Below are 16791 nucleotides of genomic sequence, written 5' to 3'. Positions count from 1 at the left end.
ATCTGTAGATTGTGCATTATTTTTATTTGAATATGAAATGATAGTGTTTTGCACTCATGAGAGGTTAAAATGGTACGTTACTATCATTTTAAATTCAAATTACTATCATTTTAAAATCGGTTGTACATTTATCCCTTAAATTATCGTTCATTCGATACCCATCTTCTCAGTGATGAGTTGGCAGGATTCATACAACTTTCGCTCTTTTATACGAATGTAACTTTAGGTGCTTTTGATATAGCACTGGCAGGTACGCTCAAAGAGACAGCCAAAGTTTCTTCAATCTATGAATATCAAGCCAAAAGAAACAATCTTCTCCCGTTTGCTTCATCATCGCACTTGTCTTTGAAAGGAAACTGCCTGACATTTTCAAATCCTATCACTAAAATTGATTTGGGTGGATTGGTGAAAGAGTATGCAGTGGATCAAAGTGTTTTACAGCTGCAATCGATGGGAATTACGTCGGCATTGATCAATTTTGGTGGAGATATTGCCGCTTTTGGAACATGTCATGCTCAACCATGGCGAGTTGGAGTCCAAAGTCCGGATAATCCGAACATAAATATTATGGAAGTCGAGTTATATGACTCATCGTTATGTACTTCAGGTCATTCTAAACGCTATAGCATAATTCAATCCGAGAAAATATCTCATATCGTTACACCAAGTGATCTTTCCGGTTCCTATTCCCAAGCAAGCATTCTCGCTCCAACCACTATCGATGCGGGTATCTGGAGCACGGCTGTGCTTGTCAACCCTAATCTAGTATTACCGGCACATATTCAAATGAAAAGTTCACTTTTGTAAACAGACTCTACAGTGTAATCTGTGTCCCTACTCCATCTGAGGTAAAGAGTTCGAGTAAGATCGCGTGTTCGATCCGTCCGTCGATGATATGGGCTTTTTGCACCCCTGCATCCACTGCTTCGAGACACGAATCGACTTTCGGAACCATTCCGCCGCTAATCGTACCGTCATTTTTGAGTGCATCCACTTGCGCTTCGGTAAGTGTTGAAAAAAGCTCTTTATCTTTATTCAAGACACCCGGAGTATCGGTCATAAAGATTACTTTGCATGCACCGATCGCTGCAGCAACAGCCGATGCGGCAAGGTCAGCATTGATATTGTATCCCGGATGACCGACGATAGCATCTGCACCGATCGGAGCAATGACGGGGATAAATCCTTCGCGTAACAGATTATGGATAACGTCGGCTTTAACGTGCTCAACGCGACCTGTAAGACCGAATTTAGCTTCGTCTTTGGGTTTTGCCATTAGGAAATGGGCATCTTTTCCGCTGATTCCAATCGCTTTGGCTCCATGAGAATTAAGGAGAGAGGTAATCTCTTTGTTAATCTCACCGCTGAGAACCATCTCAACAACTCGCATGACTTCAGGGGTACTCACACGTTCACCGTCGATAAATTCTGTCGGGATTTTCAGATCACCGAGGAGCTGAGAGATACGATTCCCGCCACCGTGGACAATCACCACTTTTACTCCGACAAGATGAAGCAATACGATGTCTTGGGCAAATTTAGCCTTGAGTTCATCGGAGCTTTGAGCTGAACCGCCGTATTTAATGACAACTATCTCATCACGAAACTCTTTAATGAACGGCATCGCGTCCATCAGAGTTTTTACGGTATCAATCTTTTTTTGCATCGGTATATTCCTTGACGGTGGTTATCAACGTTTCATCCAACTCTATAGCGAGTTCCAGACAAGAGAGGTTGAGATTAAAGGACGACATTTTAACAAAGTCTTTCTGAGTTACCAAGAGGCTTGTTGCTCCGGTACGTTCTAAGATTGCTTCGAGTTCCCATTGTGTAAACATATGGTGGTCTTCAAAATAGATTTTTTCACCTACTTTGGGTAAATAGTTATCAAGACGCTCCGGACGTGCGATTGCCGTTACTAAAACCATTTTATCCGTTGGATTCTTAACGGTAACCGTACGTTTAAATGATTTACCCTCATACAGCATCACAACGCACTTACCAGACCACAACCGTTCCCGATAAGCACCGGAGGGGAGACAAAAACGGTTGGGAGTCTCTACATCAATCACTAAGTCGAGCTTATCAATCGTGTGTTTACCATATCCGTCATCGAGGAATACCACTTCACACCCCATCGATACGGCTTCAGCAATCCCACGTTCTCTGATTTCACTCACGATGACGGTGGCATTAGGAAGACTTTGGGCATAAAGCATCGCTTCATCCCCGCTTTTAATGACATCGCAAAGAATAGTCGATTTGTCTTTGACGACAACCATTCCACGACTTTTACGCCCGTATCCGCGTAAAACGATTGCCGGTTTTTCATAACGTTTGGCTAATTCAATGACCACCGGTGTTTTTCCGCTCCCGCCGACGGTGAGATTTCCGATACTGACGACCGGAATTCCCATCGATTTTGGGCGACTTCTGCGATAGCGCAGGTAGGCGATCAAACAATACAGCCAGCTTAGGGGTAAAAGTAAAAAAGAGAGGATTTTTTGGATCAGCGAGGGGTGATAGAGATACCGTTCACCCCACTGTACCCAGAAACGTTTCAAACGCGTGTAGCAGCTACGTCCAAAATTGCGTCACAAATCTCATCCACTTCATTATCGCTAAGTGCCGCGTAGTTGGGAATAGAGAGAACTTGCTGATAACTGCGCAGCGCAATCGGAAAATCATTGACCCGTAATGAATATTTAGACTTATAATAGCTCAACAAATGCAGAGGAATATAATGCAAACCGCATTCAATCCCGCGAGCTACCAATTCACGTGCGAAAGAGTCACGATTCTTATCCACCTTAATGATGTAAAGAGAATACGCATGTTCATCATTCGCCACAGGAAGTTTGATGTGAGGAGCAGCCGAAAGACGATCATTGTAAATTTCCGCAATAGCACGCTGACGTTCGATAATTTCATCCTGCTTTTCAAGCTGAACGAGTATCGTCGCCGCATCGAGAGGACTCATCATGTATTGACTTCCGATATCAGTTACATCGTAAATGTATCCCAATGATTCGTCATCTACCACCATCGCATGGTTTCGAAGCAAACGTGCTCTTTCCATGATCTCTTCATCATCACAAACAAGCATCCCGCCGTTACATACATTGCGGCGTAAGTGCGGACTAAAATCAAAACAGGTGATATCGGCACCCGTAGCACCGATTTTTTGACCATTATACGATGCACCCAACGCATCGGAAGCATCTTCTACAATTTTGACGTCATACTGTTTTGCAATAGTGTATAAACGATCCAAATCGACACTTTGTCCGGCGATGTGCGATACGATTACCGCTTTTAGTTTTTTAGATTTGTTTTCACTCAAATAGGCTTCGAGTTTCTCCAAATCAATGGTAAATGTATCGGGATTGATATCGATAAAAATAGGTTCCGCATCGAAATGGCGCACCACTTCAGGGACAGAAGGATAGGCATTAATTGAACACAATACCTTGTCTCCGCGCTTAAGATCAATCGCCAACATAGCCAAATGCAAAGCTGCCGTACCGTCCGATGTTGCCAAAGCATAAGAAGCTCCGATATACGATTCGAATGCCGATTCTAGATCAGCAATAATATTCGGTGCTTCACCATCGAATACTTCATCGATTTTTTCTCTCTCATCTCCGCCGACTTCCACACGATAAAACGGGATACTCATTTTTTTTTCCTTTATAGGGTTATATCTCTGGGATAATTAAAATCATGATTGACCGTTCGTGAGGTCAATTTTGCTATTACGGGCATTTTACGTTTAAACTGATTCTTGTATATTCGCGTCACTATCATATCGACCAATTCGGGATTTTCTCCATCCGTAATCATCTCTTCACGCGTATGACGCTCCTCAACGTAACATTTTAACACGCGATCCAAATCGGCATAAGGATAACCGATCTCAGCTTCATCACTTTGCCCTGCCCACAAATCAGCGGACGGAGGCTTATCGATAATCGAGTTCGGAACCCCTAAATAGCGTGCCAACTCAAATACTTCGGTCTTATACAAATCTCCGATAGGATTAAGTGCACTTGCCAAATCACCGTACAACGTCCCGTATCCGAGCATCAATTCACTCTTATTACTCGTTCCCAATACCAAAGCACCTTCACGTGCAGAAATATCAAAAAGGGTTACCATGCGCAACCGAGCCGAAAGATTACCTACCCGAAGCGGTGACATATCGGGAGTTTCATACGCACGCAGCATTGGCTCGATACTGCGGGTTTCTGAGCGGAGAGAAAAACTGGTGCACAACTCGTCTGCATCATCGAGTGAACTTTGGGATGAATAGTGTGAAGGCATTTTGACGCAGAGAAGATCATCACCGAATGCACGATGTGCCAACACCGCTACAACAGCGGAATCGATCCCCCCACTCAAACCCACAACCACTTTTTTCAAACCGGTTTTAAGTACTTCCTGACTTAAAAATTCACTCAAATAGCGGCTAATAAGCTCGTATTTTCCCACCACATAACCTTATTTTAGTATTAACATTTTGCATTATAACTAATTTTGGCAACGAAGTTATAAACACTTTGTAAACGCAATTTTTTCCAGTTCATCTTTATCAAATCCAGCCTGCCGCCTTGCATCACAATTAATATCAACTCTACGTGGAAAGCTGTTGGGATAATGTTTTTCGATGATCTCAAAATATGAATCGCTGTTTTTCCCTTCCACTTCGCAGGCATAGAGGAACCATTTATCCCCTTTTCGGACATGATCGATCTCTTCATCTAAAATAATATGAAGAGCATCTATAATCTTTTGAACCATAGGATCGCCACTATGCGGGGCAAGTTTTTGAAGTATCAACGGAGTAGCATCAAGCCCGTTTGCCTCGAGATATCGCGGAACTACCGCCATCCGCTCAAGCAAATCCAATGTCCGCATAGAGGCTTCAAACAGCGCATCATGTACCGGATATTCCCCGTAATAGCTCCCGAGTTCCCGTAACAGAGCCTCGATCATTTCAAAATGGCGCACTTCATCATCGGCTACCGATAGCCAGTCACGCTCGAATTCTTCGCCCAAAGTTCGAAAACGGTATACCGCATCCAGAGCCAAATCGATCGCACTGTATTCGATATGGGCGATCGCATGAGTCAGCAATATCTGTCCCTGTTTGGAACCGAGTTTGTTACGTCTTGGAACCTCTTTAGGGTCGATTACCGTACAAAAGTTTCGGTAAGAAGGAGAAGTGAAAACCATAGGATGATTGCCAGTTGTGCGGGTAATGTCACCGCTTTGATAAGCACTGTAAAATACTTTGAACGCAGCAATTTTTTCCTGCGGCGTTGGAGAAGTCAAAATTGATTCGATACTTGTGTAAAGTTCCATTAGTGCAGTTATTCTACTAATTTCAAAATATCATTTTTTAGTTGTAAAAGTTTATTAGACATATAACGCATCTTTTAAAATTTGTTCTCTTGCATACGGTTTTAAATATTTATCACGGGCGATATCTACACTGCGATTAAAGGCTATAGAGAGAAATTGTTTGAGAGAATCTTTCAGATCATAGATATTTTGCGTCCCTTCTTCTAACTCTATCAAAAGGTCAACATCACTAGTCTCTTTTTGTTCGTTACGAGCAAATGACCCGAATAAACCTATTTTAGTAACGTGATATCTTTCCAAAAGAAGTTTGCGATTATTCTGCAAAAATTCTACTATCTCATTTTGTGTATTCATGGAGTGTATTCTAGCATATTCATCAAACTGTTGACTCAAACTGCTTTTATTTTAAATTTTTTCCAAAATAAAACCATTTTGTATTTTGCATCTAAAGTAAAAACATTATAGCAAAGGTAAAATCTCATTTTTTATTTATGTTACAATCTTGCTAAAAAAGAGCCTATTATGGAAATCCTTAAACGTCCTATGGGCGACTATCAAACGAACTGTTACATCGTAAAAATCGATGGAAAAGACCTTATCATCGATCCGGGAATGGGAGCGACTGACTGGGTCATGACAAATGTCAAAAATCCGGTGGCGATTCTCAATACTCACGGGCATTTCGATCACGTTTGGAGTAACAGCGAACTGCAAAAAAAATTAAATATACCACTCTATACACCAAAAGGGGATATCATGCTGCTGCAAAACAGCTCATGGATGCCCGGATTACCGCCATCGACTCCGGATATTGAAGTGAACGGGGATCAAACTTTTGTAATTGAAGGTATTGAAGTCAAATTTCACCATTTTCCCGGTCACTGTCCGGGATGTTCGATGATCGAGATCGGGGATGTGATATTCAGCGGCGATTTTTTATTTGAAGGTTCTATCGGGCGATGGGATTTTCCCTATTCCGATGGTGAAGCAATGCGTCAAAGTTTGAAAAAGTTTGCAACATGGACATTCGATAAGCCGCTCTATCCGGGGCATGGAAACGCTACCTCTGTCCGCGCTGAACAAAGACACGTTGACTACTGGCTTCGAATGATTTAACGTTACCCCTCCACGTTTTTCATCAGATCGAGACGCAGTACATGACGCTCGGTCACGACTGTTTTAAACTCCCCTTCAAACACCTTGATATCATGGACGAATCCGCGAACGGTAACATTACGTTTTCGCCCCTCTTTTTGGTGTTCTGTCGCTTCAAACGTGACTGCATCACCCACTCTTACCGGAGCTAAAAAAAGACAATTACATGCCGCTAACACAACATTAGGCTCATTCACAGATGCCATTGCCGCAAAATCAGCGGCACTGAAAATAAACCCTCCATGTACTAATCCTACATCATCCGCACGCATTGCTTCATTGGTTTCCAGCGCTACTTTCGCATATCCCTTTTCCAACCGTACAATCTCACCGCTGTAAACGGTATTGATTCTCTCATGAGTATTCAACGAAGTCTGCTGATTCATTACAAGCTGAGATAGCTCTTCTTCCAATGATTCTGATTTATTTTTAGCCAAAATTACCCTTTCTTAATCCGTATGTATCCACGCTTCGGGGCCGGATATCCTTCAACTGTTTTGGTACTATCGGCAGGATCGAGAAAATCTTCAAGACTTTGCGATTCAATCCAATCGGTTTTACGCTGTTCATCCGATGTTGTCAATACGGTTCCCAAGACCTCAAAAGAGGTAAATCCGGCACGCATACACCAATTTTCGAGTGCTTTTAACGTAGGAACGAAATAGACATTGGTGATTTTCGAGTAACTCTCACTCGGACAAAGGGCAACAGGTTCGTCTCCGTCTATGATAAAGGTATCGAGATACACTTCACCACCTTTTTCCAACCCTTGAGTGAGAGTTTTTAACATTGATATCGGATCACTTCGATGGTACAAAACACCTAAACAAAAAATGACATCAAATTTTTCTTCATATAAAGGGAGGTGTTCAACCCCCAATAACTCATAAACAATATCGCTTTTTACGTAGTGATTAATCAAATCGAATTGGGATTTAAAGAGAGCAGAAGGATCAAAACCAACGACTTTAGCAGGAGAATCTTCGAGAAAACGAAACATATAATAGCCGTTATTGCACCCTATATCGGCTACTTTCTTACCCTGAAGATTAAAATGGGGGCGGAGAAAATTATATTTGAGATCACTGCGCCATTCGGTGTCAATAAAAAGGCCAAACAGATCAAACGGCCCTTTTCGCCACGGCATCATAAGACGTGCAACCCGTTCAAGTTCAAGCATATCAACCACAGCATCGGTTTTAAGGCTCACAGTGTTCCCCAAATCCACGGTTGTATTTATAAGAGGAAGCTGGTTTAATGCATCACGCAAAGGAGCGATATTTTTCCATGTCATCCATTTTTGTCGCTCTTGCCGAATTGCACTTAAATCCATTATGACTCCTTATAATAATCTCGAAATTTTATCCATATTAGGCTAAAATGGCGCCATGCGAATAGAAAAAAAAGCCACCCTTATTTCCACCATTGTTGCCTTCTTATTGGTGACCTTTAAACTTTCCGTCGGGATTATCAGCGGTTCCGTTGCTGTCCTGGCCTCTGCTATCGACTCACTGCTCGATATGGTTGTTTCACTTTTTAACTACTTCGCCCTTCACAATTCGGATAAAGAACCGGATGAAAATTTCAACTTCGGACGCCGTAAACTTGAACCGCTTGCAGCCGTGATAGAAGGGACGATTATCAGTCTCTCAGCGCTTTTCATCCTGTATACCGCTATTTCTAAAATGGTGCAGGGAAGTATCATTGAACATTTAAATATCTCTATCGGGGTGATGATTGCCTCACTGATTATCACTGCTGGTCTGGTCTTTTTCCTTAATCATGTGGCTAAAAAAACGGGAAATATGGTCATCCAAGCCGATGCACTCCATTACAAAACTGACTTACTCAGCAATGGCGCAGTTTTAGTCTCTCTGGTGATTATCTCTTTTACCGAATATACCTTTATCGACCCCCTATTAGGTATCGGGATCAGTGTTTATATGATTTACTCCGCTTTTCCGCTGATCAAAGAGGGTATTTTAATGCTTCTTGATGCAGCACTGGATTCTAATAGTGTTGCAAACATCAATAAACTGTTAAATTCCCAATTCGATATCAGCAGCCATCACGACCTTAGAACACGCCAATCGGGATCGGAAATTTATATTAGTGTTCATGTTGTTTTCAGTATCAGCACCTCATTGTATGATGCGCACATGGTAGGTGATCGTATCGAACTCGCTTTTAAAAATCTCTTTCCCGAAAATACTGTATACTCACTCATTCACCTCGATCCTTATGATGATTCTGAAGAGGCGAATTTAGATTAAAAATTAGCTGTCAAGATCAATATTAATCCGTTAAAATTATGTTAACTATAATATAAGGATATAAAAATGAACCTTAGATCGTCGTGCTCACTCTTGTTTATCTCATCATTACTCATGGCTGAACCTCTAACACCAGAACAAATGGTTCAAAAAGGGACGGAAGTTTCTACGGCACTAGTGCAAAAACTGGGAGGTGAGCTCAAAATACAGATGCTTTCAGGTGGCCCCATTGCAGCACTTCACTTTTGTTCCCAAAATGCTCTGAATTTAACCGATCAGCTCGCTAAAGAATCAGGAACCTCTATCAAACGAGTCAGTACTAAAAATCGTAATCCGGTCAATACCGCTTCATCAGAAGAACAAGCTGTTTTAAGCCAATGGCAAGCTATGCTTAATAGTGGAGAAACTCTTCCTGCCTACAAACTTGTAAAACTTTCCACTGGTCAAAGTGCATACTACAAACCGATTTTAATTAATAACGAAACATGCTTGAAATGTCATGGGGATGTAACCGAAGATTCACCGCTGGGGAAAGCTCTCCAAGAGAGTTATCCCGACGACAAAGCAACCGGTTATAAAATGGGAGATTTACGGGGAATGGTTAGTGTCTCTTTTTAAACGAAATTACTATCCTGGAGAGCGAAAAGTCTTCGCTCCAATCGTTCAATCGTTGTAATTAGTTTCTCGGAAATCAATTTGAGCTGCATGTAATAATCTTTTGCGACATCATGGTTGAATGAGGATACTTTTTTTCGGGTCCCAAAGATTTTAGAGAAAAAAGATCGATCTTCTTCTCCGAAATAAATTTTAAAAATCTTCATATAGATATCGTGCAATTCAAAATGGAGCGTCTCGATCTCTTTTAGACAATCCATGCTCGGCATCATGTTTAATCTTTGTCCTTCGCCATAGAACCATTGTCCGAATTTACAATCGGTACAACTCACCGGAACCTGCTCTTTTTCAACAGGAAGCCCTTCGATTAGGGCATGAGCTCGATGAACCCATGTAATATGTGCTTTTTTCGCATTTCGTAAATGAGTAAGTGTCTCTTCTTTATTCACGGTTATTCTCCATTGAATTTATAATCTAATTAAACAATCATAGCATATCATTATCACAACACTATAACATTTATTTATGAAATTACTATTTAAAGCGCGATTATCGTGCGTATTCTACAATACGACTTTCACGAATAACACTTACTTTTATTTCACCTGGAAACTGTACTTTTTGCGAAATTTCATCAGCGATCTCACGGGCGATCAATACCGTTTCATCATCATTAACGCTTTGTGCGCTTACAATTACCCGTACTTCGCGCCCCGCATTGATAGCATATGCTTGTTTCACCCCCGCTTTTTGTGTCGCGATCTCTTCGATTTCACTCACACGGCGTAAAAAGCTTTCCAATACTTCACGCCGTGCTCCCGGACGGGCGGCGGAGAGGGTATCAGCAGCACACACAGCCGCACACTCGATACTTTTAATATCTTCATGTCCGTGATGGGCGTAAATCGCATTAATTACAACCGGATCTTCGTTGTATCGGCGGCATAACTCTACTCCGATATCAACATGATTTCCGCCGCTTTCCTGAGTGAGCGTCTTGCCGATATCATGCAACAATCCTGCACGTCGAGCGAGTTTCACATCTCCCCCCATCTCGGCTGCCATAATACCGGCCAAATGAGCCACTTCCAGTGTATGCGCAAGGGCATTTTGTCCGTAACTGGAGCGGTATTTAAGTCTGCCAATCAGTTTTATCAATTCCGGATGAATCCCCTGAAGCCCCATTTCAAAGACAATATCTTCCCCTTCACGCTGCATCGCCTCATCGAATTCATCGCATACCTTTTGGTATACCTCTTCAATTCGAGCAGGCTGAATGCGACCGTCTTGAATCAACAACTCAATCGTTTTTACCGCAATTGCTCGTCGATAAAGGTTAAACGAGCTGACAATGATGGCATTGGGCGTCTCATCAATAATGATATCAACTCCACTGACCATCTCCAGGGTTTTGATATTACGCCCCTCTTTTCCGATAATCCGCCCTTTGAGCTCATCATCGTCCAGATGAATAACACTGATTAACCGCTCAGCCGCATACTCTCCGGCAAATCGCGACGTTGCCTGCGCCAAAATATAATTGGCTTTGCGTTTTAGCTGTTCTTTGGACTCTTCCTCAAGTTCACGTGTTTTGCGTGCCAATTCCAGACGCGATTCTTCACGCACCTGATCTAATAAAATTGCTTTTGCTTCATGCGCCGAAAGGAGCGCACGCTGCTCAACAATCACCTTCATCTGTTCACTTTTTTGGTGGTAGTCTTCTTTTAATTTCTCTAAAGCACGTTCATTACGCTCTACATTAAGTCGCCGATTTTCAATTAAAGAACGTTCTGACGCGAGTTTTTCCTCTTCAGAATGTCGAAGATACTCATATTCGCGTTCACTGTGTTGAACTTTCTCTTCACGCATCGACAAATCTTTTTTTACTTGTTCATACGTTTCGTCGTACCGTTTTTGTGCCTCTTTTTCGATCTCACGCGATCGGATCGAAGCACGTTCCAGTATCATTTGTGCTTCATTCTCGATCGCTTTGGCTTTGGCACGTGCCTGTTCCAAATAAAGATCAAAATGTGCGGCGGTAATCTTTTTTGAAATTAAAAATCCGACTAACCCGCTGGTGAGAGCGACTCCGCCCCCTACGAGTAGTTCGTTCAACATTAGTATTCCTCATGCTTTGCACCCCATGGGAGGTAATTAGCAGGTCTCCTTGCACATCATAATCATCACATACTTTTTGCGTCGTTTGACACGCGCATGATTGAATAAATATCGTAAACGGTTTCGATTTAAGGGTAGGAAAAAATCGATCATACATCCCTTTACCGAAACCTATTCGGCGCAGTGACCCGTCTACCCCTACTACAGGGACAATAGCTACATCTATTAAATTATATTTTCTATACGAATCCCGTGGCTCATAAATCCCAAAAGCCTTACGTTCCAACGGGTATCTAAATGGTACCATTTTGAAACTGACGCCATCCATAAATGGCAAATATACTTCACTTTGCATACGAGAAGCAGTAATAGTTTTACGAATATCTGCTTCAAAACCCATCGGCCAAAAAGCTAAAATCCGCTTTGCCCCCAACTTTTTCAGCACTTTCGCAAGTGACATTCGTACTCTTTCATCCCGATAGTTTTTAGTACTTACATTCGCATTTTTGATCTGATCGAGACAATAAGCTCTAAAATCGCTTTTGGTCACTTTTTACCTTTGCTTCGTTATAATCTTCATTATTTTACTCTAAAAAAGGTTTTGTATGCGTTTAGCTCATTTATTAATCCCTTTATTTTCACTGACACTCCTATTCCAAGGGTGTAATAAAAAAGAATCCTCCGAAGAAGCATTGGTCTCTACGTCCGAATTTTCCCTTATGGATACTCAAGGGAAAAGTTACACTGTCGAAAAACGTGGAACCAACTTCACTCTCGATGCGGGAAAAGACAAAGTCGTATTATTCGATATCTTTGCGACATGGTGTCCTCCATGTCAAGCTGAAATACGGCATATGGGCAACTTACAAAAAAAATACGCTGATGATCTGATCGTTATGGGTGTTACCATCGAAGAAGATAAAAGTAATGCCGAACTCGATGCGTTCCGTGAAAAATTTGGAGGGGGAAATTACCTGATTGCCAATAAAGCCGATAATCAAACCCTTGCGCGGGCTATTGCGGCAACTATCGGTGTGGGTCAACAATTCCCGATTCCCCTAATGGTTTTGTATAAAAACGGTGAATATGTCACCCACTATTCCGGAGCAACCCAAGAAGAGATTATCGATCATGATATCGCTCAAGCATTAGGAAAATAATAAATGTTTGGATTTATCAAAAAAGGTCTCCAAAAAACCATTGAGGCCATTGCTGCCATCGCACCTGAAAAAAAAGCAAAGATTTCCAAAGACGATCTTGAGAGCATTCTCCTTGAAGCCGATGTCGAATACGATCTTGTCGAAATCATCCTGCGTGAGCTCTATCAGGATAACATTACCCGAGATCAGCTACGATCCAAGCTGCTTGCAACACTCAGTTTTGCACAGAATACCCTTCCCGATAATCCCAATAAACCGACGGTAAGTCTCATCATCGGTGTCAACGGTGCCGGAAAAACGACAACAATCGCAAAACTAGCGCAACACCATCTTAACAACGGCGAACGGGTAATCCTTGGAGCAGGCGATACATTCCGTGCCGCCGCGATCGAACAACTCACGAGATGGGCCGACAAACTGGATGTTCCGATTATCTCGTCGCGTCAGGGACATGATCCCAGCGCTGTAGCCTACGATACAATCGAATCAGCTAAAGCACGCGGATTTGAGCAGGTCATCATCGATACTGCAGGACGGCTTCACACTCAAACCAATCTAGGGAATGAGCTTAAAAAAATTGTCCGCATCTGTGACAAAGCCCATACGGGGGCTCCTCACCGTAAAATCCTTATCCTTGACGGCACACAGGGAAGTTCAGCCATAGCACAAGCCAAAGCATTTAATGAGATGGTCGGTGTAGATGGAATCATTATCACGAAACTTGACGGCACGGCAAAAGGGGGATCGGTCTTCTCTATCGCCTACGCTCTTCAACTTCCAATCCTTTATATCGGTGTCGGTGAACAGCCGGAGCACCTCGTTGCGTTTAATAAATATGAATTTGTAGATGGAATTTTGGATGCAATTTTCGGTGAAGAATTGAATAAATAATGGCCAAGAAAAAAAACGTCCTCTTCGAGTGTCAGCACTGCGGATTCACTACACCCAAGTGGATGGGGAAATGTACCAACTGTGGCGGATGGGATTGTTTTGTTGAATTGAGCGAACAACAGCAAGAGGTGATTAAACTCACCTCGACCTCTTCTCCTTCTGCCGGAACCAAAGCCAAAGAGATCACCCAAATCGTTGAGGAACATACGGAACGCTATACCAGTGACGATGCCGAACTCGATATGGTTCTCGGCGGCGGTATCGTTCCCGGTTCTCTCGTTCTTATCGGTGGTAGTCCCGGCGTGGGAAAATCGACCCTGTTACTCAAAATCGGTTCAAACCTCGCGAAGCAAAACCGAAATGTCCTCTATGTCAGCGGCGAAGAGAGCGAAGGGCAGATCAAACTCCGGGCCAACCGTCTGGGAGCCAATGTTGATAATCTCTATCTCCTCGCAGAGATACGGTTAGAGCAGGTACTCGGAGAATTGCACGAGCGAGCATATGAATGTATCATCATCGACTCAATCCAAACCCTCTACTCCGAAACCATCGCTTCCGCTCCGGGGTCGGTGACACAGGTACGCCAAATCACCTTTGATCTGATGCGGATTGCCAAAGAGCGCCGTATTGCGATTTTTATTATCGGGCATATTACCAAAGAAGGTTCTATCGCAGGACCTCGCGTTCTGGAACACATGGTAGATGTCGTCCTCTATTTCGAAGGTGACAGCGGCCATGAGCTTCGCATCCTGCGCGGCTTCAAAAACCGTTTCGGGCCTACAAGCGAAATCGGAGTCTTCGAAATGCGTCATGACGGTCTCGTATCTGCAAAAGATCTCTCATCACGCTTCTTTAACCGCACCAAATCACAAAGCGGTTCTGCCCTCACCGTTATTATGGAGGGAACTCGCCCCATCGTCCTCGAAGTTCAGGCTCTCGTCAGTGATACCCACGCGCCTAATCCGAAACGTCAAGCGACGGGGTTCGAGAATAATCGACTCAATATGCTCCTTGCATTGTTAGAACGTAAGCTCGAAATTCCCCTCAACAGCTACGATGTTTTCATTAACATCACCGGAGGGATCAAAATCACCGAAACCTCTGCCGATTTGGCGATTTTAGCGGCCATTATCAGCAGTTTCCGTAACCGTGCCATCTCCAAAGAGACGGTATTTATCGGCGAAGTTTCTCTTGTCGGGGATATCCGAGAGGTATATCAGCTCGACCAACGCCTCAAAGAAGCGGCGTCTCAACAGATTACCAAAGCGCTTATTCCGAAAAAACCACTTGAAAAAACAGCGATTAAATGTTATGAAATTGACGAAGTAAGCAAACTTTTGGAGTGGTTTTAACCTAAATTTTCGTATAATAGAGTAATTATAAAACAAGGATCTTTTATGCCAGTATGTTCTATTGTTGCCGATCACAAATCTGAAGAGCGATACACTAAATTGTCACTTGCTTATTCAACCGAAGAAGAGCACCAAATGATCGAAAAAGCCATTCTTGAGTGTACTTCTTTGTGTTCCATCAAACCAAATATTTATGGCGGGGATATTACAGAAGGTAAAAGAATGATTACGATTGAATACCATGATGATTGTGACCGTGAGGGTGGTAAAGTGTATGAAGCGATTATTAAACAATTAGGGATTGAAGAGTGCCACTAAGCAAGAATGCTGCTGATTTAAGTATCCAACGACTCAAAGAGTTTGCTGATGGCAATGAAACGTTTCAGCAAACCTATTTTAAAAAACATGAAACTCAATTACTCAGTCTCGTCAAAGAGGGACAAAACCCTCGTGCCCTTTTTATCGGATGTTCTGATTCACGCGTTATTCCCGATTTGATCGTTCAATCGAATCCGGGCGATCTTTTTGTTGTTCGCAACGTCGGTAATTTTGTTGCTCCCTATAAACCGGATGAGGATTTTCACTCGACTGCAGCTGGGATAGAATATGCTGTGTTGGTTTTAGAAGTATCCGAAATCATTATCTGCGGCCATTCACACTGCGGAGCAATCGAAGCTCTCTATAAAACGTCATGTGATACATCAATGATTCATACGGCTAAATGGCTCACATTGGGAGAAAAAGCAAAATCTATGGCAATTCTAGCCTTAGGAGAAAATGCTCCACGTGAAGAGTTGCTCCGTGCTACCGAACAACTTTCTATTGTCACCCAAATCGAAAATCTTCTCAGCTATCCGTATGTGAAAAAAATGGTAGAGGAAGACAAGCTCTTTATCCATGGATGGTATTATGATATCGAGACCGGAGCTATCGAATACTATGATCCCGATAGTTATCAGTTCCGTCCGCTAAGTGAACTTGGGGATTGATCTTTACCAATCCAAGTATAAAAAGAGTGAAGATATAAAATAGTTGGTGACAAAAATTGCAACAGCGGAATAGACAACCGCTGCAATCGTCGCTTGTCCTACTCCGCGCGCCCCTCCGTTGGTATGAAAGCCGATATAACTCCCGATTGAACTCACAATAAACCCGAACACCGCCGCTTTAATCACACCAGTCATAATATCATCAAATTCTCCCAAACGCATCAACGTCTCCTGATATGCGATAGAATTGATTCCCAATACCCCCGTCGAAATTAAATATGCCGAGCCAACAGCAATAAAATCGAACCAAATAACCAGTAAAGGCAAAGAGATAACCGTCGCAACAATGCGGGGAGTAATTAAATACTCTTTGGAATTAACACCCAAAATATCGATCGCATCGATCTGTTCCGAAACACGCATGGTTCCGAGTTCAGCTGCCATAGCACTGATAGAGCGTGAAATGAGCATGAGAGATGCAAAAACGGGTCCAAGTTCTCTGGTAATCGAATAAAAAACAGTATATCCCGTAAAGTTTTCAGCACCGAACTGATGGAATCCGTTATACAATTGGATCGCTTCCACCATCCCAGTAAACAAAGCGGTCAAACTAATAACACCCATACATCCCATTCCAACCGTTTCGATTTGAGTGAACAGGATTTTAGGGCGTTTAAAAATATGCGGATAAAGGCTAACGAGCTTTAACTGAAATAAAATAAAGAGTCCAAACCGCTCAATCGTTTCGAAAGATCGAACAAACGGACGACCAATATAACCTAAAAGTGTTTCTACCATAAGGATTTCCTTCTTTTCATCCACTAAGTTTACCGAAATTTTGATTATGAAACGTGGCAATTTCATAAGTTTCTCG

At 42.5% G+C, this 16791-nt stretch carries 21 protein-coding genes; 9 read left to right on the top strand and 12 right to left on the bottom strand.

What is annotated here, in order from left to right; genetic code table 11:
* Positions 1-120 precede the first annotated feature (120 nt).
* Positions 121-807 carry an FAD:protein FMN transferase gene (locus PHI47_RS13955; RefSeq protein WP_299938700.1) on the top strand — a complete coding sequence of 229 codons (687 nt, stop codon included), beginning with the start codon at positions 121-123 and terminating at the stop codon, positions 805-807.
* Between the two features lie 7 nt (positions 808-814).
* Here the strand turns inward: PHI47_RS13955 and argB are convergent, their stop codons facing one another.
* The 6 genes from argB to PHI47_RS13925 are packed head-to-tail and all read right to left on the bottom strand — an operon-like array spanning position 815 to position 5718.
* On the bottom strand, positions 815-1666 hold the full coding sequence (argB, locus tag PHI47_RS13950) for an acetylglutamate kinase (protein ID WP_299938697.1): 852 nt from the start codon (positions 1664-1666) through the stop codon (positions 815-817).
* Positions 1650-2564 (bottom strand): tetraacyldisaccharide 4'-kinase, encoded by a 915-nt coding sequence (locus tag PHI47_RS13945; RefSeq protein WP_299938695.1) that lies wholly within the window; start codon positions 2562-2564, stop codon positions 1650-1652. Before PHI47_RS13945 ends, argB begins: the two co-directional genes overlap by 17 nt.
* Positions 2561-3679: a DegT/DnrJ/EryC1/StrS family aminotransferase gene (locus tag PHI47_RS13940; protein WP_299938692.1), complete on the bottom strand. Its 1119-nt coding sequence runs from the start codon at positions 3677-3679 to the stop codon at positions 2561-2563. The genes PHI47_RS13945 and PHI47_RS13940 overlap by 4 nt, the downstream gene beginning before the upstream one ends.
* A gap of 11 nt (positions 3680-3690) precedes the next feature.
* Entirely contained in the window at positions 3691-4491 is an 801-nt protein-coding gene (locus tag PHI47_RS13935) for an NAD+ synthase (RefSeq protein ID WP_299938689.1), read from the bottom strand.
* 57 nt (positions 4492-4548) lie between these two features.
* Positions 4549-5364 carry a ferritin-like domain-containing protein gene (locus PHI47_RS13930; protein WP_299938686.1) on the bottom strand — a complete coding sequence of 272 codons (816 nt, stop codon included), beginning with the start codon at positions 5362-5364 and terminating at the stop codon, positions 4549-4551.
* A 54-nt stretch (positions 5365-5418) separates the two neighbouring features.
* Complete coding sequence (locus tag PHI47_RS13925) at positions 5419-5718, bottom strand: nucleotidyltransferase family protein (protein WP_299938683.1); 300 nt, start codon at positions 5716-5718, stop codon at positions 5419-5421.
* 168 nt (positions 5719-5886) lie between these two features.
* Between PHI47_RS13925 and PHI47_RS13920 the strand changes: the two genes are divergently transcribed.
* A complete protein-coding gene (locus PHI47_RS13920; protein WP_299938680.1) occupies positions 5887-6480 on the top strand; it encodes an MBL fold metallo-hydrolase in 594 nt (197 codons plus the stop codon).
* A 2-nt stretch (positions 6481-6482) separates the two neighbouring features.
* On the opposite strand, the gene PHI47_RS13915 is transcribed toward PHI47_RS13920, so the two are convergent.
* Together PHI47_RS13915 and cmoB are read right to left on the bottom strand one after the other, a co-directional pair.
* On the bottom strand, positions 6483-6956 hold the full coding sequence (locus PHI47_RS13915; RefSeq protein WP_299938678.1) for a PaaI family thioesterase: 474 nt from the start codon (positions 6954-6956) through the stop codon (positions 6483-6485).
* Between the two features lie 2 nt (positions 6957-6958).
* The gene (cmoB, locus tag PHI47_RS13910; protein ID WP_299938676.1) at positions 6959-7852 is read right to left on the bottom strand and encodes a tRNA 5-methoxyuridine(34)/uridine 5-oxyacetic acid(34) synthase CmoB; all 894 of its coding nucleotides are present in this window, start codon (positions 7850-7852) and stop codon (positions 6959-6961) included.
* A gap of 55 nt (positions 7853-7907) precedes the next feature.
* Here cmoB and PHI47_RS13905 point away from each other — a divergent pair, with 55 nt between their 5' ends.
* Entirely contained in the window at positions 7908-8792 is an 885-nt protein-coding gene (locus tag PHI47_RS13905) for a cation diffusion facilitator family transporter (protein WP_299938674.1), read from the top strand.
* A gap of 66 nt (positions 8793-8858) precedes the next feature.
* Complete coding sequence (locus PHI47_RS13900; RefSeq protein ID WP_299938673.1) at positions 8859-9410, top strand: DUF3365 domain-containing protein; 552 nt, start codon at positions 8859-8861, stop codon at positions 9408-9410.
* Here PHI47_RS13900 and PHI47_RS13895 read toward each other — a convergent pair.
* The 3 genes from PHI47_RS13895 to PHI47_RS13885 all read right to left on the bottom strand — a co-directional run bounded on the left by PHI47_RS13895 (position 9407) and on the right by PHI47_RS13885 (position 12075).
* The gene (locus tag PHI47_RS13895) at positions 9407-9856 is read right to left on the bottom strand and encodes a CZB domain-containing protein (protein WP_299938671.1); all 450 of its coding nucleotides are present in this window, start codon (positions 9854-9856) and stop codon (positions 9407-9409) included. The two genes, PHI47_RS13900 and PHI47_RS13895, sit on opposite strands and share 4 nt — an antisense overlap.
* A 100-nt stretch (positions 9857-9956) precedes the next feature.
* Positions 9957-11525 (bottom strand): ribonuclease Y, encoded by a 1569-nt coding sequence (rny, locus tag PHI47_RS13890; RefSeq protein WP_299938668.1) that lies wholly within the window; start codon positions 11523-11525, stop codon positions 9957-9959.
* Complete coding sequence (locus PHI47_RS13885; RefSeq protein WP_299938666.1) at positions 11431-12075, bottom strand: 5-formyltetrahydrofolate cyclo-ligase; 645 nt, start codon at positions 12073-12075, stop codon at positions 11431-11433. Before PHI47_RS13885 ends, rny begins: the two co-directional genes overlap by 95 nt.
* A 55-nt stretch (positions 12076-12130) precedes the next feature.
* Here PHI47_RS13885 and PHI47_RS13880 point away from each other — a divergent pair, with 55 nt between their 5' ends.
* The 5 genes from PHI47_RS13880 to PHI47_RS13860 are packed head-to-tail and all read left to right on the top strand — an operon-like array spanning position 12131 to position 15917.
* Positions 12131-12685 carry a TlpA disulfide reductase family protein gene (locus PHI47_RS13880; protein WP_299938663.1) on the top strand — a complete coding sequence of 185 codons (555 nt, stop codon included), beginning with the start codon at positions 12131-12133 and terminating at the stop codon, positions 12683-12685.
* A gap of 3 nt (positions 12686-12688) precedes the next feature.
* Entirely contained in the window at positions 12689-13576 is an 888-nt protein-coding gene (gene ftsY / locus PHI47_RS13875) for a signal recognition particle-docking protein FtsY (RefSeq protein WP_299938660.1), read from the top strand.
* The gene (gene radA / locus PHI47_RS13870) at positions 13576-14928 is read left to right on the top strand and encodes a DNA repair protein RadA (RefSeq protein ID WP_299938658.1); all 1353 of its coding nucleotides are present in this window, start codon (positions 13576-13578) and stop codon (positions 14926-14928) included. The genes ftsY and radA overlap by 1 nt, the downstream gene beginning before the upstream one ends.
* A 45-nt stretch (positions 14929-14973) precedes the next feature.
* Positions 14974-15246, top strand: a complete 273-nt coding sequence (locus PHI47_RS13865) for a hypothetical protein (protein WP_299938655.1) — start codon at positions 14974-14976, stop codon at positions 15244-15246.
* Positions 15237-15917, top strand: coding sequence for a carbonic anhydrase (locus tag PHI47_RS13860; RefSeq protein WP_299938652.1), 681 nt, complete (start codon positions 15237-15239; stop codon positions 15915-15917). The genes PHI47_RS13865 and PHI47_RS13860 overlap by 10 nt, the downstream gene beginning before the upstream one ends.
* Positions 15918-15920: 3 nt before the next feature.
* Here PHI47_RS13860 and PHI47_RS13855 read toward each other — a convergent pair whose 3' ends face one another.
* Positions 15921-16715, bottom strand: a complete 795-nt coding sequence (locus tag PHI47_RS13855; protein WP_299938649.1) for an ABC transporter permease — start codon at positions 16713-16715, stop codon at positions 15921-15923.
* Positions 16716-16791 lie beyond the last annotated feature (76 nt).

It is taken from the genome of Sulfuricurvum sp., assembly GCF_028713855.1.
GTDB lineage: Bacteria > Campylobacterota > Campylobacteria > Campylobacterales > Sulfurimonadaceae > Sulfuricurvum.
Note: the sequence above shows the minus strand (reverse complement) of the source record. Positions and strands in the feature narration are given on the sequence as shown.